This window comes from Jatrophihabitans cynanchi, assembly GCF_027247405.1.
In the GTDB taxonomy this organism is placed as follows: domain Bacteria; phylum Actinomycetota; class Actinomycetes; order Mycobacteriales; family Jatrophihabitantaceae; genus Jatrophihabitans_B; species Jatrophihabitans_B cynanchi.
Genome location: NZ_CP097463.1, coordinates 3,023,913 through 3,045,291, shown reverse-complemented (window position 1 = coordinate 3,045,291; position 21,379 = coordinate 3,023,913). Strand labels below are relative to the sequence as shown.

At 67.5% G+C, this 21,379-nt stretch carries 21 protein-coding genes, 1 tRNA gene and 1 pseudogene; 9 read left to right on the top strand and 14 right to left on the bottom strand.

Going from position 1 to position 21,379, the window contains the following annotated elements; genetic code table 11:
• The first annotated feature begins 2 nt into the window (after positions 1 to 2).
• The 5 genes from narH (at position 3) to M6B22_RS14880 (ending at position 4,310) form a co-directional block, all read left to right on the top strand.
• Positions 3 to 1,649 (top strand): nitrate reductase subunit beta, encoded by a 1,647-nt coding sequence (gene narH / locus M6B22_RS14900; protein ID WP_269445833.1) that lies wholly within the window; start codon positions 3 to 5, stop codon positions 1,647 to 1,649.
• Entirely contained in the window at positions 1,646 to 2,284 is a 639-nt protein-coding gene (gene narJ, locus M6B22_RS14895) for a nitrate reductase molybdenum cofactor assembly chaperone (RefSeq protein WP_269442350.1), read from the top strand. The genes narH and narJ overlap by 4 nt, the downstream gene beginning before the upstream one ends.
• The gene (gene narI / locus M6B22_RS14890; protein ID WP_269442349.1) at positions 2,281 to 3,027 is read left to right on the top strand and encodes a respiratory nitrate reductase subunit gamma; all 747 of its coding nucleotides are present in this window, start codon (positions 2,281 to 2,283) and stop codon (positions 3,025 to 3,027) included. Before narJ ends, narI begins: the two co-directional genes overlap by 4 nt.
• 147 nt (positions 3,028 to 3,174) lie before the next feature.
• Positions 3,175 to 3,591, top strand: a complete 417-nt coding sequence (locus M6B22_RS14885) for a VOC family protein (protein WP_269442348.1) — start codon at positions 3,175 to 3,177, stop codon at positions 3,589 to 3,591.
• Between the two features lie 122 nt (positions 3,592 to 3,713).
• Positions 3,714 to 4,310, top strand: coding sequence for a TetR/AcrR family transcriptional regulator (locus tag M6B22_RS14880; RefSeq protein WP_269442347.1), 597 nt, complete (start codon positions 3,714 to 3,716; stop codon positions 4,308 to 4,310).
• On the opposite strand, the gene M6B22_RS14875 is transcribed toward M6B22_RS14880, so the two are convergent.
• The 7 genes from M6B22_RS14875 to M6B22_RS14845 form a co-directional block, all read right to left on the bottom strand.
• On the bottom strand, positions 4,270 to 5,064 hold the full coding sequence (locus M6B22_RS14875; protein WP_269442346.1) for a type II secretion system F family protein: 795 nt from the start codon (positions 5,062 to 5,064) through the stop codon (positions 4,270 to 4,272). The two genes, M6B22_RS14880 and M6B22_RS14875, sit on opposite strands and share 41 nt — an antisense overlap.
• Complete coding sequence (locus tag M6B22_RS14870; protein WP_269442345.1) at positions 5,061 to 6,401, bottom strand: CpaF family protein; 1,341 nt, start codon at positions 6,399 to 6,401, stop codon at positions 5,061 to 5,063. Before M6B22_RS14870 ends, M6B22_RS14875 begins: the two co-directional genes overlap by 4 nt.
• Positions 6,391 to 7,203 carry a hypothetical protein gene (locus M6B22_RS14865; RefSeq protein WP_269442344.1) on the bottom strand — a complete coding sequence of 271 codons (813 nt, stop codon included), beginning with the start codon at positions 7,201 to 7,203 and terminating at the stop codon, positions 6,391 to 6,393. The genes M6B22_RS14870 and M6B22_RS14865 overlap by 11 nt, the downstream gene beginning before the upstream one ends.
• Positions 7,204 to 7,205: 2 nt before the next feature.
• Positions 7,206 to 7,880, bottom strand: a complete 675-nt coding sequence (locus M6B22_RS14860) for an SAF domain-containing protein (RefSeq protein WP_269442343.1) — start codon at positions 7,878 to 7,880, stop codon at positions 7,206 to 7,208.
• Between the two features lie 21 nt (positions 7,881 to 7,901).
• Positions 7,902 to 8,849, bottom strand: coding sequence for a hypothetical protein (locus M6B22_RS14855; protein ID WP_269442342.1), 948 nt, complete (start codon positions 8,847 to 8,849; stop codon positions 7,902 to 7,904).
• Positions 8,837 to 9,466: a hypothetical protein gene (locus M6B22_RS14850; protein ID WP_269442341.1), complete on the bottom strand. Its 630-nt coding sequence runs from the start codon at positions 9,464 to 9,466 to the stop codon at positions 8,837 to 8,839. The genes M6B22_RS14855 and M6B22_RS14850 overlap by 13 nt, the downstream gene beginning before the upstream one ends.
• A gap of 285 nt (positions 9,467 to 9,751) precedes the next feature.
• Positions 9,752 to 10,201, bottom strand: coding sequence for a helix-turn-helix domain-containing protein (locus M6B22_RS14845; RefSeq protein WP_269442340.1), 450 nt, complete (start codon positions 10,199 to 10,201; stop codon positions 9,752 to 9,754).
• Between the two features lie 156 nt (positions 10,202 to 10,357).
• On the opposite strand from M6B22_RS14845, the gene M6B22_RS14840 reads away from it, so the two are divergent.
• Together M6B22_RS14840 and M6B22_RS14835 are read left to right on the top strand one after the other, a co-directional pair.
• Positions 10,358 to 10,564, top strand: coding sequence for a helix-turn-helix domain-containing protein (locus tag M6B22_RS14840; protein WP_269442339.1), 207 nt, complete (start codon positions 10,358 to 10,360; stop codon positions 10,562 to 10,564).
• A gap of 200 nt (positions 10,565 to 10,764) precedes the next feature.
• On the top strand, positions 10,765 to 11,406 hold the full coding sequence (locus tag M6B22_RS14835) for a uracil-DNA glycosylase (protein ID WP_269442338.1): 642 nt from the start codon (positions 10,765 to 10,767) through the stop codon (positions 11,404 to 11,406).
• A gap of 172 nt (positions 11,407 to 11,578) precedes the next feature.
• Here M6B22_RS14835 and M6B22_RS14830 read toward each other — a convergent pair whose 3' ends face one another.
• The 3 genes from M6B22_RS14830 to M6B22_RS14820 all read right to left on the bottom strand — a co-directional run bounded on the left by M6B22_RS14830 (position 11,579) and on the right by M6B22_RS14820 (position 13,224).
• The gene (locus M6B22_RS14830; RefSeq protein ID WP_269442337.1) at positions 11,579 to 12,019 is read right to left on the bottom strand and encodes a DUF4145 domain-containing protein; all 441 of its coding nucleotides are present in this window, start codon (positions 12,017 to 12,019) and stop codon (positions 11,579 to 11,581) included.
• Between the two features lie 199 nt (positions 12,020 to 12,218).
• Positions 12,219 to 12,419 (bottom strand): hypothetical protein, encoded by a 201-nt coding sequence (locus M6B22_RS14825; RefSeq protein WP_269442336.1) that lies wholly within the window; start codon positions 12,417 to 12,419, stop codon positions 12,219 to 12,221.
• A gap of 496 nt (positions 12,420 to 12,915) precedes the next feature.
• The gene (locus M6B22_RS14820; RefSeq protein ID WP_269442335.1) at positions 12,916 to 13,224 is read right to left on the bottom strand and encodes a hypothetical protein; all 309 of its coding nucleotides are present in this window, start codon (positions 13,222 to 13,224) and stop codon (positions 12,916 to 12,918) included.
• 374 nt (positions 13,225 to 13,598) lie between these two features.
• On the opposite strand from M6B22_RS14820, the gene M6B22_RS14815 reads away from it, so the two are divergent.
• Both M6B22_RS14815 and M6B22_RS14810 read left to right on the top strand, forming a co-directional pair.
• Positions 13,599 to 14,024, top strand: coding sequence for a hypothetical protein (locus tag M6B22_RS14815; protein ID WP_269442334.1), 426 nt, complete (start codon positions 13,599 to 13,601; stop codon positions 14,022 to 14,024).
• Positions 14,025 to 14,819: 795 nt separating this feature from the next.
• Positions 14,820 to 17,651 (top strand): COR domain-containing protein, encoded by a 2,832-nt coding sequence (locus M6B22_RS14810; protein ID WP_269442333.1) that lies wholly within the window; start codon positions 14,820 to 14,822, stop codon positions 17,649 to 17,651.
• Positions 17,652 to 18,005: 354 nt separating this feature from the next.
• On the opposite strand, the pseudogene M6B22_RS22245 reads toward M6B22_RS14810, so the two are convergent.
• The 4 genes and pseudogenes from M6B22_RS22245 to M6B22_RS14790 all read right to left on the bottom strand — a co-directional run bounded on the left by M6B22_RS22245 (position 18,006) and on the right by M6B22_RS14790 (position 21,368).
• Positions 18,006 to 18,991 (bottom strand): annotated as a pseudogene (locus tag M6B22_RS22245) (tyrosine-type recombinase/integrase).
• The gene (locus tag M6B22_RS14800; RefSeq protein WP_269442331.1) at positions 18,988 to 19,902 is read right to left on the bottom strand and encodes a tyrosine-type recombinase/integrase; all 915 of its coding nucleotides are present in this window, start codon (positions 19,900 to 19,902) and stop codon (positions 18,988 to 18,990) included. The pseudogene M6B22_RS22245 and the gene M6B22_RS14800 overlap by 4 nt, the downstream one beginning before the upstream one ends.
• A complete protein-coding gene (locus M6B22_RS14795; protein ID WP_269442330.1) occupies positions 19,899 to 20,813 on the bottom strand; it encodes a tyrosine-type recombinase/integrase in 915 nt (304 codons plus the stop codon). Before M6B22_RS14795 ends, M6B22_RS14800 begins: the two co-directional genes overlap by 4 nt.
• Before the next feature lie 481 nt (positions 20,814 to 21,294).
• A tRNA-Ala gene (locus tag M6B22_RS14790) sits at positions 21,295 to 21,368 on the bottom strand.
• Positions 21,369 to 21,379 lie beyond the last annotated feature (11 nt).

Below are 21,379 nucleotides of genomic sequence, written 5' to 3'. Positions count from 1 at the left end.
TCATGGCCCAGATGGCGATGGTGATGAACCTGGACAAGTGCATCGGTTGCCACACCTGCACGGTGACCTGCAAGCAGGTGTGGACCAACCGTCCGGGTACCGAGTACGTGTACTTCAACAACGTCGAGACCAAGCCCGGGATCGGCTACCCGAAGCGCTACGAGGACCAGGAGCAGTGGCACGGCGGCTGGGCCCTGGACAAGAAGGGCCGGTTACAGCTCAAGGCCGGTGGACGGCTGCGCAAGCTGCTGACCATCTTCTACAACCCGGACCTGCCCAGCATCGACGACTACGGCGACCCGTGGACCTACGACTACCAGCGCGTGCTGCAAGCCCCGTTGGGCACGCCGAACCCCACCGCGCACTCGATCTCCGCGCTGACCGGCGCCGACATGAACATCGCCTGGGGCAGCAACTTCGACGACGACCTGGCGGGCGCGCCCGAGCACGCGATGGCCGACCCGAACCTGGCGAACCTGCAGGAGAAGGTCAAGATGGAGTTCGAGCAGGTGTTCATGTTCTACCTGCCACGCATCTGCGAACACTGCTTGAACCCCTCGTGCGTGGCGTCCTGCCCCTCGGGTGCGATCTACAAGCGCGAGGAGGACGGCATCGTCCTGGTCGATCAGGACAAGTGCCGCGGCTGGCGGATGTGCGTGTCGGGTTGCCCGTACAAGAAGGTCTACTTCAATCACCGCACCGGCAAGGCGGAGAAGTGCACGTTTTGCTTCCCGCGCATCGAGGCCGGCCAGCCCACCATCTGCTCGGAGACCTGCGTCGGGCGGCTGCGCTACCTCGGGCTGATCCTGTACGACGCGGACAAGGTGCTGGACGCGGCGACGACGCCGGAGGACGAAGACCTGTACGAGGCGCAGATGTCGGTGTTCCTCGACCCCGAGGACCCGCAGGTGCAGGCGGCCGCGCTCGCGCAGGGCATCCCGGCCGACTGGCTGGAGGCGGCCCGCCGTTCGCCGACGTACCAGTTGGCAGTCCGGCACCGGGTAGCCCTGCCGCTGCACCCGGAGTACCGCACCTTGCCGATGGTCTGGTACATCCCGCCGCTGTCGCCGGTGTCGGACATCGTGCACGCCGCCGGCTACGACGACGCCGACCCGGACCAGGTGTTCGCGACCATCGACGCGCTGCGGATCCCCGTCGAGTACCTGGCCAACCTGTTCACCGCGGGCAAGGTCGACACGGTGCAACGCGTGCTGCGCAAGCTGGCCGTGGTCCGCGCGATCCAGCGGGCCGGCCAACTCGGGCTCACCCCGAACGAGAAGCTGCCCGCTACCGTCGACGCCGGCCTGGAGGAACTGGACGAGCTGTACCGGCTGCTGGCCATCGCCAAGTACGAGGACCGCTACGTCATCCCGAAGGCGCACGCCGAGGAGGCCGGGGCGTTGATGGGCCAGCACGAGCAGTTGTTCTGCAGCCTCGACACCGAAGGCGGACCCGGCATGGGCGGTACCGGCCCCCACGGCATCTCGAGCTGGCGTCCCGAGCGGGCGGGCACCGCACCGTCCGCGCCGGCGGCGTCCGGCGACGTCGGCACATTCCAGGCCGACGACGGGCGCACCCACTTCAACCTGCTGGGATGGGACGGTAGGAGCGGCGCCCCGAACCTGTTCCCGGAGCGGGGCCCGGCATGAACAGCTCCTTCAAGCTGGCCTCGGTGCTGTTGCAGTACCCGAGCGCCGCCCTGTTCGACGGCCTGGACGAGTTGGACGCGTTCGCCGCGGGCACCTCGCCGCGACCAGCGCGCGAGGCCTTCGGCCAGTTCCTGCACTGGCTGCGCACGACTTCGCCGACCGAGGTCGCCCAGCACTACGTCGAGACGTTCGACCTGCGCCGCCGGTGCGCGCTCTACCTGACGTACTACCGCTACGGCGACACCCGCAAACGTGGCATGGCGATGGTCATCTTCAAGACGGCCTATCGCGACGCCGGGTTCGTCCCGTGCGAAAGCGAACTGCCCGACTACCTGCCGATGGTGCTGGAGTTCGCCGATCTGTGCCCGCGCGGCGAGCGGTTGCTGCATTCGCACCGGGCCGACCTGGCACTGCTGCACCGGGCGCTGGAGAAGGCCGGGACACCGTACGCGTCGATCATCTCCGGTGTCAGCGCGCAGCTGCCCAGGCTCGGCCGCCGCGAGCTGAGCCAGGTCCGCACTGCGTGGGAGTCCGGTCCGCCGGAGGAGGAGGTCGGGTTGGAGCCGTTCGCGCCACCTGAGTACCTGAGCGGCTACGGCGCGAGCGTCCCGGCCGGCGCGGCGGTTCCGCGATGACGACCAACGCGCAGCTGTTCTGGTGGGTGGCACTGCCGTACCTGGCGTTGGGGATCTTCGTTGTCGGCCACGTGTGGCGGTGGCGCTACGACCAGTTCGGCTGGACGAGCCGCTCAACGCAGTTGCAGGAACGCCGGATGCTCAAGTGGGGCAGCCCGCTGTTCCACTACGGCACGTTCGCGGCGATCGCCGGACACGTGATCGGCGTCCTCATCCCCGAACGCTGGACCAAGGCGGTGGGCATCCCGGAATCGGCATACCGCTGGTTCTCGGCGGGCGCCGGCACGCTGGCCGCCGTTCTGGTCATCGGCGGCGTCGTCGTGCTGGCCACCCGCCGGCTGTTCGTCCCGCGGGTGCGCGCGACCACCCCGAAGACCGACTACGTGACGCTGATCCTGCTACTGATCATCATCCTCACCGGCATCGCGCCGACCGTGGGAATCAACCTGTTCGGCCACGGCTACGACTACCGCACCACCGTGGCACCGTGGTTCCGTGGCCTGTTCTCGGGTTCGCCGGACGTGCAACCGATCGCTCACGCGCCGCTCATCTACCAGATCCACGCGACGGCGGCCTGGGCGATCTGGGCGCTGTGGCCGTTCAGCCGACTGGTGCACGCGTGGAGCTACCCGCTGTGGTACCTCTGGCGCCCGTACATCGTGTACCGCCGGCGCCGCGCGAGCAGCCCCAGCGAGCCGGGCACGGGTGGGCGCAAGTGGCGCAAGATCGGCGTCCCCTACTGAGTGGCGCCACGCCTGCGCCGGGGTGACGGTGCGGGCGGCACGTACCTGCAACTCGCCGCGTCGGAGCAGCGCGCTTGCGCACAGTCGGCCTGACGGCGCAGTAGCCGGCCGCTGCGGCCGGCCGGCGGCCGGTGGGATGATCGCGGTATGCCTGCCACCACAGCTGCCTTCTCGCACGTTCGGCTGACCGTCACCGACATCACCCGCTCCCGGGCGTTCTACGAGAGCGTCTTCGGCTGGCCGGTGGCCTTCGAGATGCCGCCCGATGCCGACGAGGCCACCCGCGAGCGGTTCGCCTTCCTGTTCGGCGGCGTGCTGTACCACGTGGGCGAGCAGTTGCTCGGGCTGCGGCCGGTGGCAACCGACCGATTCGACGAGAACCGCGTAGGCCTGGACCACCTCAGCTTCGCGGTGGCATCACGCGCCGATCTGGACGCTGCCGCGGCGGTGCTCGACGAGTTGGGCATCGCCCACGAGCCGGTCAAGGACATCGGCGAAGCGCACATCCTGGAGTTCCGCGACCCGGACCACATCGCGCTGGAGCTGTTCGCCCCCAAGGGCTGATCGGCCGTACCGGGCCTGCCCGGACAGACCTGACACTCGGCGAATGCGCGCCAGGAGGATTGCTGCACAGCTTGCTTGACGCCGCTCTTGACACATCCATGCCACTCTGACACGGTTATGCCATGGAAGAAGCGGGCCGGACACCTCTGCGTGCACGCCAGGCGCAACACGTCCGTACGACGGTGCTCGATGCGGTGATCGCCGAACTGGAAGGCACCGCGGTGGACGACCTGTCGATGGCCGACGTCGCGGCGGCAGCGGGGATCTCGCTGCGCACGCTGTATCGCTACTTCCCCGACCGGTCCGCGCTGCTGAGCGCGGCCGGCGAACACCTCTACGGATCGCTGGGCGTGCCGTTCGACATCGCCGGTCCGCAGGACATCTCCGCCAGCCTGCTGGAAGCCGCCCGGCGGTTGTCGACGCGACCGGACCTCGCGCGCGCGCTGGTGCGCACGACGGCCGGACGCGCGACCCGATCTGCAGTACGCGGGCAACGGGTCGAGGCGATCGGCACCGCGCTGAAGCCGGCGACCGAAGGCCTGGATGCCGACACCGCACGATGGGCCACCGCGGTCATCACGCACCTGTGCAGCGCCGCGTCCTGGGTGATCATCGCGGACGAGAGCGGACTGGACGAGGCCGACGCCCAGCAGGCAGTTGCCTGGGCGGTCGACTCACTCATCGAGTCCCTTGCAGCGGCAGCACGCCCTGTCCGGTGAGGCTGCGGTACGGCTGGGTGAACTGAGGAGGGAATACGAACGCCATCGCCGCGCCCATCGCGAGGGTGATGCCGACGATGATCTGCGCGCTGCGCCGGTCACCGCGCCGACCCGCCTCGATGCGGCGGCGCAGTTCCAGTTCCTCCCGGATCGACTCGGCCAGCCGTTGCAGCGCGTTCGCGAGCCCCGGCCCGCGCGAGCGGGCGTTGAGGATCAGGGTCGCGATCACCAGGTCGGCGCTCGGGTCGGCCAGGTCCTCGGCGAGTGCCGGCAGTGCGGTCGTCAACGACTCCCGTGCCGCTAGCAGGCCACGCAACCGGGTCAGTGGCGGCTGCAGCAGCGGCGGCGCCGTCTCCACGCTGACCGGGATCGCCTCGCGCAGCCCGGAAGCTCCGGAGACGAGGTCCTTGAGCGACTCCACCCACATCGCCAGCGCCTCCAGTTGGGCGACACGGTCACGCCCCGCGCCGCCCGCGCCGAACAGAGCTGGCCAGCCCAGGATTAGCACGAGGACGGCGGCGGCCGCCACCGGCCAGCGGGTCGTGACTAGCACGACGGTCGCCAGGACGATCCCGCCGATCAGCCGGGCACCGACGAGGGGGTCGCGTGCTGCCTGTAGCACCGCCCGCGCACGTGGCGCAGGACGAGCCGCGCGCGGCGAGGTGCCCGCGCGGGCGCCGGCGACGATCAGGACGACACCGACCGCGCCGACGCCCGCGACGGCAGCGAAAAGCAGGACGGTGGGATCGGTCATCGTCCCCACCCCCGCACCGCACCGCCGAAGGCGTAGTGGTCGTAGCCAACATCGATCAGCTGCGCGGCGCAGATCAGTTCGGTGTCGGTGGGTTCGGCCTGCATCGTGGACGGGTCGAACGTGAACAGCGCCGAGGACTGGACGACGCGGTCGAAGCCGTCGACCTGGCGAATCTCGTGCACCACCCGCCGCCGCACCCCGGTCCGCGGGTCGCGGACGCTGCGTAGGAACACGACGAGTTCGAGCGCGTCGGCGGTGAGCATGTGCGCGGTCTCGGCCGAGAGCCGTTCCTCGGACTGCACCGCGAAGCTGGCGATCCGGTTGAACACCCCGGTCGCCGTCTTGGCGTGGATCGTGGTGAGGCTGCCGCCGCTGCCGCCGAGCGTGGCGTTCAGCAGCGCGATGATCTCCGGGCCGCGGCACTCGCCGACGATCACCCGGCTGGCGTCCTGGATGAGGGTCTCGCGCACCAAGTCGGTCAGGGTGACCTCGCCGTACTTGTCGCCGTAGGAGCGGCGCGCCTCCAGCGCGACGACGTCGTCGTGGGTGCCCATCGCCGCGACGTCCAGTTCGAGTGACGCCTCGATGGTGAAGATCCGCTCGTCGGCCGGTATCTCGCGGATCATGGCGCGCAGCAGGGTGGTCTTGCCGACGCCCTGGTCACCGGCGATCGCGCTGGTCAGCCCTGCCCGGACCGACGCGCCCAGGAACGCCGCCACCTGAGGGCTGCAGGTGCCGAGCGCGACCATGTCGTCCAGGCTGACGCGTGGGTGGCGGTTGCGGCGGATGGAGACGGTCGGCCGGTCGCACACCCAGCCGATCGCCGCCAGCCGTGAGCCGTCGGGAAGCCGCAGCCGCAGGAACGGGTTGGTGATGTCCCACGGCCTGCTGCTCAGCCCGACCCAGGTGCCCAGGCGGCGCACCAACTCGATCAACTCCTCGTCGCTCGCGGCGGTGGCAGGTCCGCGTTCCTTGCGGCCGTCGGCGTACTTCACGAACGTCGCGTCGCAGCCGACGAGGTTGACGTTCTCCACATCCGCGTCGTCGAGCAGTGCCTGCAGCCGGTCGGCCTGGAACATCGCGGCCCACACCGCCCGGGACAGGTCAAGCTGCACCCCTTCGGGCACGATGTGCGACCGGTCGGACAGCTGCCGCGCGGCGTAGCCGCGGACCGCTTCAGTGATCAAGGAACTCGCCAGTTGGCGTTCGTCCTGCCCGCTCAGGAACGTTCCCGCGCTGGCGTAGCGGCGTCGCTGCTCGACGAGTGCGGCACCGACCTCGCGGCGCAGTTCGGCCACGAGGTCCGGGGGTGCGGTCGCTACCGGGCTACCTGGCACGAAGGCTCACCTGTTCCTGACCCTCAGCGCTGTCGCCGCTGCGGGCGCGCATCGCCCGGGCGTGTGCCTCGGCGATCTCGGTCACGACCGGCCTCGCCGAGCGCAGCAGGATCGAGCGGCCCGTGCCGCGTTCCGCAGCCGTCCACCGTTGCAACCCGCTGCGGTCGTGGGCGATCCATCCGGCAACGGCGACGGGCAGTCCGCGTTGCCCCAGCACCGACGCAAGTTCGGTCGCGGCTGCGGATCCACGGCGAGGGCCGGCGACCACGACCGCGTGCACCGACGACCGCGTGCCTGTCTCGGCGCTGACCTCCGGCAGCAGCCCGCCTAGCAAATCACGGGCGTGAAAGAACTGCTCGGCGCCGTCACCGACGACCAGCACGATCGCTTCGGCCGCGGCGGCGAACGGGAAGGTGGGCGTCTGCGGCAGCAGGCGACCGGCGTCGACGATCGTCTCCGTCCCGGCAAGCCTGCGTGCCATCGCCTGGGCGTGCTGTCGGACGGCGATTCCCATCGGCTCGGCCTCCACAAGACCGCACACCACAGACACGCCGACCCGGGTCTGCAGCGCGTGGTGCCAGGCGCGCTCCCAGCCCGGCGACCCGGACGGTTCGACGGCGAGCCCCGCGATACTCGGGCTGCGCGGCAGCACCTGACCGCTGGGGCCGGACAGGCGCAGCGCCAGGTCGCCGCCGGCGGGGTCGGCCTCGACGAGCAGCGCCTGGGTCGGCCACAGCGCAGCGGTCAGCAGCGCGCAGGTAGTCGCGCCGGGTGAGCCCTTGACACCGAAGATCGTGAGCATCGCTATCCCCCAACCTTGACGAGCGCGACCAGGCCGCTGGTGGACGCGGACGCCAGTTGGGCCGCCGACGACCTGGGTACCGCGACCGAGACGACGTACCCCGACGCGGCGGGCAGAGCCACGGACCCGACGACGGGCGCCGAAGCGGCGAGCACCGTTGGTGCCGTAACGCTCGCCGACGTTCCGCTCGCCGGCGCGAGGATGACCACCATGACGTGGTCGCCGGTTCGCAGGCCGTCGGCGGGAAGCTGGCCGGGCTTGAGCGCGACGCCGACCACCGCGGAGTCCATGGGCAGCGGTGCCTGGTCGGTGATCATGTCCGGGTTCAGCACCTGGCCCGCGACCAGCCCGACGGCGGCGACCTTGCCGACGACACGGTTCATGTGCGTGGCGGCGAAGGCGGGGACGCTGTTCGCCGACAGTTGTGCGGTGCTCAGGTCGCCGCGTGTGATGACGTGGCCGACGGCGACGGGCCGCGCCGTGACGATCACGGTGACCTTCCCGCCAGCGCTGCTGTAGAGCACCGCGGCGGCTAATGCCGACGCGGCGACCAGCAGCACCCCGACGGCGATGAGCCCGCGTCGGCGCGCCCGGGTGGGCAGCGGCTGGCCGGGGGGTGGCGTGAGTCCGGCGCGCCCGTTGCCCACGACGTGGCTGGGTGACGTCTGCACGCTCACGCCGCACCGCCCTTTCGTCGATCAGTGATTGACCACAACCGTCTGCACCTCGAACACCCGCAATGGCATCGCCGTCGTGCCCCAAGTCATGTCCGCCAGGTCGCCGGAGGCCTGGTCGCAGTCACCGCTGCACACCCAATGGATGGCGAACACAACCGAGCCGCGGACCGTGAAGTACCTGTCGTTCGGTGCCGGGCCGGTCTGCGGCTGTCGGGCCGAGGAGGTCCGGTAGGTGTGGCCGCAGGGCGGGTCGTACGGCCGCGCCGGGTCGAACGCTGCACCGGGACCGGCGCATCTCACCGGCGCCGAGCCGTCCCCCGTGTTCCAGAGCGTCGCTACCGGTGTGGCGGTGACCGTCACCGCGCGGGTGCCGACCGACGCCGACGCGGACAGCGGGTGCCACCCGGCGGGGTCGACCCACAGCCAGGTCGGTACCGCCACGTATGTGGCAGCTGCAGCGCTGGCGTTGGACTGCGCCCGCAGCGTCGGAAGGGCCAGCTGCGCTTCGGCGCGCAGCGCGACAGTCGCGGCAGGTGGGAGCGTGGCAGGCGCCCCGGGCGGCGGGTCCGCACTCCAGATGTAGTACGGGCCGGGTGGGTCGTACATGCAGTACTTCCGGTAGATCATCCCCTCGCCCGGAGAATGACCCTGCCACGCCGGGTCGCCCGCCGCCGGTTGCGGGCTCATCGCCTGCCAATAGCAACCGTTGCTGAACCAGCCCAGGTCGGTGCTGCACGGCACGGCGGCGCCCGCCCAGGTGCACCCGGTCGGGCCGCCGCCGCTGCTGGGGGCGCTCGACCCAGGTGGGGGCGTCGGATCCCTTACGACGATGCACGTGACCACCCCCGTGTACGGATCGGTCGTGCACTGCTGCGTGTCGGCGTGCGCGGCGACCGCGCCGACGGCCGCCGCCGCCGCGGTGGCCACGACCGCGGCGGCGAGGACGAACAGTCGTCCTACACGTGACATGTCCGGCTCGAATCGTGGGTGGTCTTGGAGACGCCCCAGTGGTGCTCGTAGTAGATGAGCTGGGCCGTGATCAGGTACGGCGGTGGCGCGGACCCGGGCTGGGGTTGTGCGACCGCCCCGGTCGTCACGTCGTACTGCTCCCAGGTCGGCGCGGGCGTCGGGCAGTCGGCGAGTGTGACCGTCGGGTGCGGCACGGCACCCAGATCGGCGGAGAGGACCGAGACCCGCGGTGCGGGCGGCGTCCCCCGCCACGCCTGGTGATTGCGGTTCAGCGTGGTGACGTAACCGAGCAGATCACCCTTGATCGGGTCGAACGAGTACGTCGAGAAATCCCCGCCGGCGGGCAGCGGTGCGCCCAGCGCGGGCGGCTTCTGTTCGGCGACGAAGGCCGCTGCCGAAAACGCGAGATAGGCGTCCACCGCCGGCTTCACCTGCGGGTCGTAGCTCGGCGAGGCCGGTGGGGAACTCGCAGGGGAGGGCGCGGGGGAACTCGGCGCGACGCTGCGGGACGAGGCAGGGGCGCTCGCCGAGTGCGTCGGATCGGCTGCGCCTCTGCTGCAACCGGTGATGGACAGCGCGCCGACCAGCGCCAGCTCGATCAGCCGCCTGGCAGCCATACGGTGTCCTCCCGAGCGTGGGCCCCACTCACTGGGCAGCGAACGTGACCCACACCACACGCGACGCTCGCAGAATAGGCCGAAACCATGCCAATCGGCCAGAGCGCGCAAGCAGGTCGGTGCGGTGTACACAGCAGGTTTCGGACTCATCGGCGTGACCGCCCCTCCCGCTGCTCACTCCTCGGACCGGCCGCGTGGTCACACCGTCCGGGACAGCGTATGTTTAAGCGTGGATCATAACCACAACACGCGACGTCAGCCACTGTTGCTGCCCCGAGCCTCGATCTACTCCGGCGCGCCGCCCGCGCGGGCCGCACGTGAGCGCTCGATCGCGGGGCCGACGACCGTCACGGGGACACCGAGCGCGCGCGCCACCTGCGAGAGCAGCTTGCGCGACGGCGGCACGGTGCCGACACCGTTCTCCAGCCGGTAGTACGTCGTGTACGGCAACCCGGCAGCCGTCCGGGCGTCGCGCAGGCTCATCCCGGCCGCCAAGCGAAGATCACGCAGGGTCCGGGCACCGGTATCGACGTCCATCAGCAGCAGCGGGTCCACGCCCAAGACGTCGGCCACCGCACGCAGCAGCTTCGGCTGCGGCTGCTCCACACCGCGCTCCCACTGGCTGATCCGCTCCCGGCCGGCCGTGCCGATCGCCTCGGCAAGCTGCGACTGGCTCATCCCGTTCTGACGGCGCGCCTCAGCCAGGCGGTCGCCGCGGAATCGCGCCTGCGCCACACCGCCTCCTCCGCCACAGCTGACCTGCCGTACGCAGGCTATCCGCCGACCGTCCTGCTCGGTCTGGCGCAAGAATTTCCGCGATCGGTGTCCAGTTCGGTCCCCCGGATGCACTTGTCATAGGTGAACCGACGACACGATCGGAGAGCCGCCACAATGCCCCAACTCCAGGACCGGCTCGACACCGCCGCCGCAGTGCCGGCGGTCGTCGACCTGCCGACGGCAGCCACCATGCTCGGAATCGGCCGCACCCTCGCCTACGAACTCGTCCGCACAGGCCGCTGGCCAACCCCGATCATCCACATCGGCCGCCTCATCAAGGTCCCGAAGGCGGCCTTGCTAGAACTCCTGCGCGCTGCGTAGCCCGCCACCACCTCGCGCCCGGTGCGCAAGCCGCGAACTCGCGGGAGTGTCCAGCACCGACAGGATCCCGGGCGTGCCGTAGCCGTCGTTATTTGAAGCAGCCTTTGGTCGTGCAGGCGAGGCGCAGACTTATCCCTATGTGCCGTCAGAGGGCGACCGTTGTCGACGCCATCGATCCGCCGTCGACCTACCCTGAGTGCGTGGCGCGGCGGATGCGAGACGCGACATTTCGTGAGGAACAGATCCGTGGGCTTCGCGCTGCTCACATCGCGCCGATCAACGCGCTCGTAGACAGACTCTGCGATCCCAGTGGCGAGATTTGGGCGCCTTACGTCGCGCCGATGTACGGCGGCGTCAACGCCTGCTTGCTCAGTGTCCTTCGTGACCCGGGCCCGAAGACCAATGTTGATCACGGTGGCAGCGGCTTCCTCTGTATGGAGAACGATGATGCAACCGCAGAGCGCATCAGCACACTGTTCGCCGACGTCGGGATCGGCGCCGCAGATGTCGTGCCGTGGAACGCATACCCGTGGTACATCAATAAGGCCCCTACAGCGGCCCAGCTTGACAGCGGCGTCGGGCCGCTATTAGAGCTGATCGAACTGATGCCAAGGCTGCGAGTCGTCATGCTGCACGGCGGTTCTGCCCACTCTGGATGGCGCCGTCTCGCCCGACGATCACCGTCGACGATCGCGGACCTGACCGTCATCGAGACCTACCACACCAGTCGGCAGGCGTTCTGGCATCCTGACCCGGCCATTCGCGAACAACGCGCGGTCCACCTCGCGAAGGCGTTCATCGACGCCGCTGACGCGCTCGCTCGACAGCAGCCGACCCAGTAATCGAGTCATGAACAGACGGCTCGCGCATTCTGAGTCGCGTGCCGAGCCGTCGATCTCGCGCACCCTGATAGGAAGTGATCGCCGCGCAGGTAGATCGCTATCGAGCAAACCGACCCTCGTGCAGCGTGGGAATGATCTCCCGACCCGTGATACCAGCCAGCGTATGTCTGGGTCAACCACCGGGCTGATCCGTCGCGCCCTCGATCGCCCGCATCTCTGCCGCGGCGTCGATCTCGGCGATGATCTTCCGCGCCTCGCGCGACTGCTTCAGCCGCTCCGTCCGTGCGGGTGACTGGAACACGTCGTTGAGAACTTCATCCATGATCACCAGCACCTCATCCGCGCTGTCCACGTCGACCTCCACCTCGAAGTCTCCGTGCGCCATGTCGTTGCCGAAGAACCGTGCTTCGTGCGCCGCCTCCTTCACGTGCTCGCGGATGAGACCACGCTCGTGAAGCGCGTCGATCTTCGACTGGAGGTTGCCGGACTTGATGTCCTTCGCCTTCGCGGTCGCCTCTATCACCGCGCGCGCCAGCAGTGCGGCGCCACGAAGCGCGCCGATGCTGCGGCACTCATACCCCTCAGACGCTGCAGCCGCGATGGCGTCCGGCACGTCTACTCCCGCTGGGCCTCCACCGTGCCAACGGACAGCCGCCGGCAGTGGTCACACCTGTAGGCACAGGTCACGACGCTGTTCCTCGCCCACCCGCTGCTTTCAAACTCCGCGGGCGTACTGACGCGAGTCATGTGCGACAGACATCCGCACCATCCGCAGGTCGTGCTCGGCATGTAGACAGGCTAGCCGTGATCAACTACCGAGTGACGGTATCTCGCGACGGCGGGTCGCTGAGCGTCCTCCCTTCCTGTTTCGCCTCGACGATGAATACGTCATCGGGTATCGGCCCCAGCGCGACACCGGCTTCGACCGTGTGATCCCACGCTGCTGCATCGATCTGTGGCAAAGCGAGGTCGTGCCGCTGCACGCGGGCGCGGGCGTCGTCGGCCGACCGCACGCTCTCAATCATGTCGGCCGTGCCGTTCGCGCCGATCCGCCCACGTCGGCATAGCTGACCGGTCCCACGGCGCGCCGCCAACCTCGCAGGCGTCGCCCGATAGAACCCTGGGCCGCCGAGCGGCGCGGACACGGCCGCGTCGCTCGGCGCACCATGCGTAACACGCACGGAGGCCTCGATCTGCGCGCCGCCCGCTCACATCGGCTCAGCTCAGATGAGTCCGTAGGGTGCGACGGTTCTGCCAACTCGTCCCTAACTACGGATGCGGATGCGGGGTCCGCGCGCGAGTTTCTGGTCAGGCCGCTCGCGCGGTCTTCCTGTTCTCGACGATCGCCGCGATTCGTTCGAGGCTAGTGGTCACCTGATGAGCCTGCGTCCAGGCTGGAGACGATTGCGCCCGCACTCGTGCCTGCCACCCGTCGGTGGCCGTCTAGGCTCGACACCGACGAAGCGGATCGGGAGTCGCCGCCTCCGTTCGAGCTACGGCGACGGCGTGTCAGCGACCGCGAACTATCCGATGTACATCGGTGATTGATGTCTCGGGCTCGCCGGCCTGGCCAGGATCGAAGCCACGGGCAGCGGCCACCTTGCCCATCGCGGGAGTCAGCCTGGAGTCCGCGAAACGCTGATGGGCTTCGGCCGATTCCCAGACATCGACGATGTGCGCTCGGCCGTCCTTCTCGAAATGGGTGTGGACGATCAAACCCTCGGGCGGGTCGTTGTCCACATCCATTTCGTCGGAGACCGCGTCGAGCATCTCGACCGGCACTCCGACGGGCATGACCTGGGTGAACAGAATCGTCATGGCGCTGCTCCCTACATGAGCGGCGTGCTTGCTGCGTACCCGCAGTCGCCCGATGTTTGCACCAAACGCGGCACCTGGCCAGGTGCATGGGCACGCTTACGACGAGTGCGACAGAGTCATTGCGGTCACGGCGTGGCGTAACGCACGCTCGCGCCGCCATCGTGGCGCTCACCGCCGTCGTTCGGTGCGGTCACGACTGCAACTGCTGGCCTACGCATATGAACCCGGACTGAGTTCTCGGATGTCTACCTAGCGACGAGCGGACGCGTAGGGGATCTGCATATCGCGTCGACGAGGTGCGACGGCCTAGCCCGTAGCGCTGGTCCGACGGTGGCGACACAATCCGACGAGACGATCAAAACGGGGGAGGCGACATGGCCGTGACCCAGCCACCGGCGACAATCGGCCCCGACGGGGACGGTCGGGTCGACGGTAGCCGGCGGCTCGTCCGGCTTCCGGCCAAGACCGCGGCTGTGCTGGTAGCGCTCGCGGCTTCCGCGCTGATCGGGTACGGCCTGGGCCGGCACACGAGCAGCGACCACGTGCTCGTCGGGCAGGCCTACCACAGCTCCACGCAGGGCACCGTCAAAGTCGGCGGTTGGGCGTATGGGTTCTTCATCGGCCCGAACGTGATGGACTGGTACGACGCGCACGGCGGCTCCCACTCCGGCGGTATCCCGCCATGCCTGCAACACCCCGGGGAGTCGTGGATCCGGTTCGGCTACTCCACCGCTGTCGGGCCAGAGGGACAATCCAGCTGGCGGGTCGTCGACTGGGTCCAGTGCTGGCACCACCCGTAACCGGCCCGTGCTCAACGAGCCGCGCGCCGGCGGCGGCGGACGCGCCGTTGGCAAACTTCACGCCGGCGAACCGGTCTCTTGCTGGCTCCGCTACCGCCGCGGCGCCCCGTCAAGGCGACAGAACTGGCTGTGCTCGATACCCGTCGTTCTCGCGCACATCGATCTGGATGATCTATAGCGCAGATGGGGCGTTCTGGTCGCGCTTGGGGGTTGAAGGCTGCGCTTAGCGTGGCGGCGACACGGTAGCGCAGTTGAAACAAGTGAGGAATCCCTCGTCCGATCGGCCGCCAGACAAGCCGGGCCGATAGTCGATCCTCGTGCGATGTCGTTTCATGCCCTCCCGAGCCCGAAAGAGACGGGCGAGGAGGTGGCGTCCGAAGCCCGACGGAGCATGCGCAACATTGCGTCGAACAGCCGGCGCTAATCGCGGACCTCCGGACAGCCCCGAGGAGTTCGATCGCCGCCGCAGGCGCTATGCCATCATTGGGGCACCTTCGTCGGCGTCTTCACCGCGGAGGCGCTCGCGCATCGTGACACCGTCCTGACGTTGCTGCACTGGGCATCGTCACGATCACGCTCTTGCCCGCTGTGACCATGCCGACGGTCGCCCCGACCACCACGAAGGCCCAACGGCCCAGTCACCTAGTCCGCGGGACGCAGCATCTGCCGCGAACGCCCACCCGTCAGCCACGTTACGATCATTGAGCGGGCCGCACATCCGCCTGCCCTAAAATCAAACCGCTATCGGTAATGAATGAGTTCAGAAGCGCAGCTGCTCACGGAGTAAGGAGCCTGATGAACGAGGAGGTTCGTGTATTCGCGCTCGCGAAGCATTTTGGCATCGACAGCCGCAGGATGATGGCCATTCTGGCCGCGCTCGGGGAACCGCCGAAAAGCGCCAGCTCCATTATCGGTGTCGATACTGTTCGTCTCCTATATCAAGCCCTCGCTGAGGCCGAAGGAGTGAACGGCGGCACCGGCTACCTAAAGCTTCCTGCTCACAGGCTCGGTCGTGGAAACGGCATCTGGGTGATCGGGCGCGGCCTTACCCAACTCCCCGTCGATATGCCCGATCGGGGCCAGGTTGTCACAATCGAGCTGCACAGCGGCTCAATGAGCGCCATTGGCCCTAACGTTTCAGTTTTCAGATCGTTGAAGGTGTTGAACCTCGCGAACGCCGGCCTGCGTCGCGTAAATGCCGCTGTCTCGCGCTTGCCGCAGCTCGAGCAGTTGATTCTCAGCTCAAACGAGCTCACTGAGCTGCCGCCGGAACTTGGCGAGACCCCGAAGTTAACCTACCTCGACGTACAAGATAATCGCCTCGTCGCATTGCCAAAAGAGCTAGCCCCACTTCTCCGCCGAGGCCTGCAACTAAAGGCCTCCGGTAATAGGTTTCCTGAACCACTCCTCAGCTTGCTCGAGCGCGGCGAGTCGAGTATCGCGGCTTACCTTGAAAGTTTATCGGGGTCGACCAGGCTCTTCGAGGCTAGGGTGATGCTCGTAGGTGAGGGCAACGTCGGAAAAAGCTCGCTCTTGGCGGCCATGCAGGGTCAGCCGTTCGTCGCGGATCGCCCCACGACCCATGGAATCGAGATTGGGCAACTGGAACTGGAGCACGCACACGAAAAGGCCGCACTTCCGGTCCGTGTATGGGACTTCGGAGGCCAAGAGGTCTACCGGATCACTCACCAGTTCTTCTACAGCCCAGGGACCCTTTTCCTGCTTGTTTGGCGACCACGGGAAGGGCGCCAGCAGAGCGACATTGTGGGCTGGCTGCGCCGGCTTAGACTTCGAGTCGGCGCCAATGCACGAATACTGATTGTAGCCACTTATGGTGACGAGCGGCGGGTGGAACTAGATTTACCTGCTCTGAAACGCGAATTCGGCGGGATGATAGTTGATCACGTCACTGTTGACAACAGCAGCGGCGCCAATATCGATCGATTGAAGGAGTTAGTTCGCGCGCATCTTTCTTCTCTGCCACACGTTGGCCAGTCGATAAGCCTGCGCTGGTCCGACGTCCGCGAACGGTTGGTGGAAGCCGGGTGTTCGCGGCCGTACATGCCAGTTCGCGAATACTTTGATATGTGCAACAGGTCAGGTGTCCCTGAGGCGGAGCAGGCGGCTCTTCTTGATCTCTGTCACGACCTGGGACAAGTGATTTACTTCAGTGAGGATGAAGGGCTCCGTGATTTAGTAATTTTGCAACCTGAGTGGCTTAGTAAGGCGATTGGAATTGTACTGGAAGACCACGTTACCCGGTCGGCGAATGGGGTATTGCTTCACTCGCATCTACGGGAGATCTGGCGCGCTGCAAACTATGCGGATGAAAATCACCCGTACTTCCTCAGGCTGATGGAAAAGTTCGATGTATGCTACCGAATGCGTGACGACGAAACACGTAGTCTAGTTGCTCAGCTAGTTCCATTCGAGAGGCCTCAGATCAATTTTGGTGCACCGAGGCCCCGGCCCGGCCCACGACCCCCGACTTTGCGTCGTTTACGATTGAATTGCGCCCTGAGCGATGGGGCTCCTGGCTTGATCGCATGGCTTACCGTTCGCAACCACGAGTACTCGGTGGGGAAGCACTGGCGTAACGGCGTTTTTCTCGTACACCCAAAGTTGGCGTACGACTCTTCAGCTCTCATTGAGCTGAGTGAAGATGAACGGCTGCTCCGGTTGGAGGTATCTGCACCGTCTCCCGATTTTTTCTTCAACGTGCTTCGGGATAGCATCGAAACGCTCCTGCGGCGACGGTGGCCCGGGCTCCGCTATCGACTCCTCGTCCCATGTCCTGGACGCTCCCAGGGTACCCCTTGCGCTGGCGTTTTCCCGCTCGATGGGCTTCTTCGCCGGCGAGAGGCTGGCGGCCAGTTGCAAAACTGCCTGGACTGTGACGGTGAGTTTAGTGTCGATGAGTTGCTCACCGGGTTTGCCCCGCCAACGGGCACCTTCCAAGAGGAGCTTACGAACCTGAGCAACCGTGTACGCGACGTTCAGTCCGGAGTATTACATCTGGAGACGGTAGCCGCGGCGAGCGAGGCGTCATTGCGACGCATAGCAAGAGCGGTGGCGATGGAGGTCACCGACTGTCCGCGCCTCTTTACTGTAACGAAGGAGGCCGGTAGGATTCGCGGTTTGTCCTCGGACAGGGTCCGATTGCGGCTTTGGTGTGAGAACCCAGGCTCGTATCATCCCGTAAGGGCTCAGCCATATTTGATCACCGAGGCCAAGGCATGGATCAGATCGACTTGGCCCTATGTCAAACTTGTGATGAAGGCGCTTCAGCTCGCGATTCCCCTCGCGGGCGCGGTGGCGGGCATCGACTTGGGTAAGGACACGTATGAGCTCGCGCAGCACGAGTTGGACCTCGCGGCCGGCACGCTCGATCTGCTCCAGCAGCTCGGAATGGGAGATGAAGACGAATATTCTGGCTTAACCGGGCGCGGCTCTACGATGAGCGGCTTGGAAGGGGAGGCGCTGCGCGCGTTCAGAACCTTCCTATTCGATGTAGATCCCGCTCGTGCGTTCGGCGGATTGCGCCGAGTGCAAGCATCGACCGGTGACTTTCTATGGGTGTGTGCCGAACACTACCGCACATACGATCCTGGACTACCGACTCTGTGACAGGTGTTAGGGAGTGTGTACGGCCCGCTGCGGGTCACTCGCCCCTCTATCTCCTGGCCGCGGCGGTTCGCATACGGAAAACGCCTCGTTCACTAGTTGACGCAGCGAGACTCCGTTCCGCTCGCGCGATTTTGGCCGCTGTTCCACCCAAAGCGTCGCGTGCCGGCTCGTCCGCGAGCGCGGACGAGGTCAAGCCGCACATAATGGCGACGCCGAAAAGCCGGTGACGGAGGCCATATTCGGCGTAATGCCGACGTCGGCATTACGCCGATCATGCCGACTTGGCGGTTATGCCGACGAGGCTCGCGGGTTGCCCGCCTGTGCTGGGGTTCGGCGCCGCCGAGGTCGGCATGATCAGAGCTGTTGCAGGAAGGCCAGCAGCGAGTCCGGGGGCTGGTAACGGCCGGGCCGGGTGCCTGGCGGTGTGAGCCTGGCGATCGCTTGCTCTTTCTGTGCCATGTCGGCATGCAGGTAGATCTGGACGGTGGCAAGTTGTTCGTGGCCGAGCCAGAGCGCGATGACGGCGGTGTCGGTTCCGCTCTGCAGCAGTCGCATCGCGGCGGTGTGGCGCAGGGTGTGCATGGTGACGCGTTTGCCCTGCAGCGATCGGCAATGGAGGCTGGCAATTGCGAGATAGCCGGCGAGGCGGTGTTCGACGCCGTCGCGGCTGAGCGGGACACCAGTCCTTGTCGGGAACAGCGAGGCGGTCGGCACGCCGTGTTGCTCGTTGATCCAAGCGCGCAGGATCGCGACTGTGTGCTTGGTGAGCGGGGTCGCGCGTTGCTTGCGGCCTTTGCCGATGCAGCGCACGCGCGCCAGCGCCGAGCTGAACGTCGGCGTGGGTCAGGCCGGTCAGTTCGGAGATCCGCAGCCCGGTCTGGACAGCGAGGACGAGCAGTGCGTGGTCGCGCCGCCCGGTCCAGCGCCCGATTCGGGGCGGCGAGCAGCGCGTCGACCTCGCTCTCGGTGAGCCAGGTCAGCATCGTGCGGTCGTAGCGCTTGACTGGGATGGCGAGCACGCGGGCAAGCGTGTCGGCGTGCTCGGGGTGATGCAAGGCGGCGTAGCTGAACAGCGAGTGGATCGCGGCGAGGCGGTTGTTGCGGGTGCGCACGCTGTTGTGCCGGTCGTGTTCGAGGTGGTCGAGGAACGCGGTGATCAGCGGCGCGTCTAGGTCGGCGATGTCCAGCGCGGACGGCGTCTTCCCGGTCCTGGTCGCGGCGTAGTCGAGCAGCAGCCGGAATGCGTCGCGATAGCTGAGGACGGTGTGCGGGGAGGCGTGGCGCTGCTTGGCGAGCCGGTCGGTGAAGAAGGCCTGCAGCAGCGGCGCGAGCGCGGTCATAACCGGCCGCCGAAGTGCTGCTCGAGCCGCTCGGCCGCGAGTTGCATCAGCTCCGGGGTCGCGGATAGATACCAGTTGGTGTTCTTCGGTTCGATGTGGCCGAGATAGGTCGACAGCACCGGCAGCATCGCGTGGACGTCGGATCCGTCGCGTTGCCAGTCTGTCAGGGTCCGGACGGCGAAGGTGTGCCGGAGATCGTGGATGCGCGGATGGACGATCGCGGTGCGCAGCCCGAGCTGGGTCGTGATCGTGAGGAACACGTGCTCGGCGTCACGCCGCTCGACGACGCCGCCGATGTGGAAGAACCGGTCGGTGCGCGGGTCACGGCAGAGGTGGTCACGGACCAGGGCGTAGCGGCGCAGCGCGTCAGTGGTACTCGGGTGCAGCGGCACCAGCCGCATCCGGTTGAACTTCGCGTGCCGGATGGTGAGGATGCCGTCAACGAGGGCAACATCGTGGCGGGTCAGCGCGAGCGCTTCCCCGACTCGCATACCGGTGGTGGCGAGCAGCCCGAACAGCGTCTCGTAGGTCGCCGCGCGCAGCGGCGGCTGCAGTTGCCGTGCCCTGGCCAGCACGTCCTGCACCTGCTCATGCGAGTAGAGGTAGGGCGCCGGCCGTCGCCGTGGCACGGACAGCAGGCCGGGCGGCGGAATCTCATGCGCCGGGTCGATCGCGTGCAGGTAGCGGGCGAAACCGCGCACCCAGCCGATCCGATAGCTGGCCGTGATCGGCTTGATCCCCACTGGCAGCCACGCCCAGGCCTCGGCCAGTTCGGCCGTGACCGTGCCCGTGCCGGCCGCCTCGATATAGGCGGCGAAGCTCGCCAGCGGGTCGTCATAGCCACCGAGCGTGAACCCCAGCGCACGCCGCAACCGCAGGTAGTCCTCGACGTGCTCGGCCAGCGTGGTCATGACGACGATCCGGTCGGCCAGGCGCTGGCGATCCGGCGCAGCCGGTCGACCTCCACCCGTGCGTGGCGGGCGGTCGTCCCGAGCGAATCGTGCCGAAGCACCTGACCGATCTCGACCAATGAACTACCCGAGCTCAGCATGGTGCAGGCGGTCGTGTGCCGCAGTCGGTGCGGACCGAAGGCGCCCAGGCCAGCCTTCGCGCTCACACGACGAACGACGCGAGACACCCCGCTGCGGCTCATGCCAACCAGTGGCGGCGTTGTTCCGATGAAGACTGCGCGCGACGTCGTGACCGGCCGGCCGCGTTGCAGGTAGCCGGCGATCGCCGCACCGACATCGCTGGGCAGCGGCAGCTGATCGGTGCGGGCCCGCTTGCCGCGCACCGTGATCTGTCCGGCGCGCCAGTCGATGTCCTCGAGCTGGAGGTCGGCGACCTCGCCGGCCCGCAACCCGAGGCGCACCATCAACAGGATCATCGCGTAATCTCGCCGTCCTACCGCCCGGCGCCGGTCGCAGCCGTGCAGCAGCGCCCGAACCTGGGCTCGGGTCAGTCCTTGCGGCAGCAACGAGAGTTGACGTCCCGAGACCGGCACCGCGGCCGACGACAAGTCGCTGTCGATCAGTCCGACGACGACGGCGTAACGGAGAAACGCGCGCAGTGAGCAGCCGTGACGGCGCACCGTCGCCGGTGCATGCCGGCCATCCGCCTCGCGCAGGATCGCTCGGGACACATCCCCAGCAGTCAGCCCGCGAAGTCCTTGCCGGCCGAGACGATCCAGGAACCGGTCAACGTCGGCGGTATACGCCTCGACCGTGCGCGCCGTGACACATCGCTGCTCGCGCAGGTAGTCACCGAAATCCGCCAGCAGAACCTCGACCTTCTCGCTCTCGACTGTCCTCGATCTGGACATGGCCTCCTTCTCCCGAGACGGGTAGAAGGAGCATCACCCCAAGACCCATGGTTATGCCGACATCCCCGGCGGCGTCAGCCGCTCCAGCCAGCACAACATGCGGAACATCGGCATAACGGCGAGGTCGGCATGATCGGCGATCTCGCGCGGACGTAGTGCCCGTTCATCCTCAGCATCGACCGTGGCTCCCCGACACGCGGGTCCGTTGCGTCGCCGGGGGCGCCCGGACCTAACACTCATCGACGTGCGCAGTGGTCGACGATCGCACGACTCCGTCCCAAGGGCCATGCCCCCGTGCCGAACTGGCGCAGAGTCCCCCAGTCGTCACCGGTCGCCGTCCCGGTTGGTGCCGCTGCGAGGCGCCCGATGTCATGGCGCGCCGGGCAGTGTCGGGCAGTCCCTGCTGACATCTCGCTGACATGATCTTCGATAGCCATGGGCCAAGGCTCGTGCAGCCCCGGAGATCCAGGGCTTACGTAAGTGGAGCTGAGGGGATTCGAACCCCTGACCCCCTCGATGCGAACGAGGTGCGCTACCGGACTGCGCCACAGCCCCGGAAACCGGGA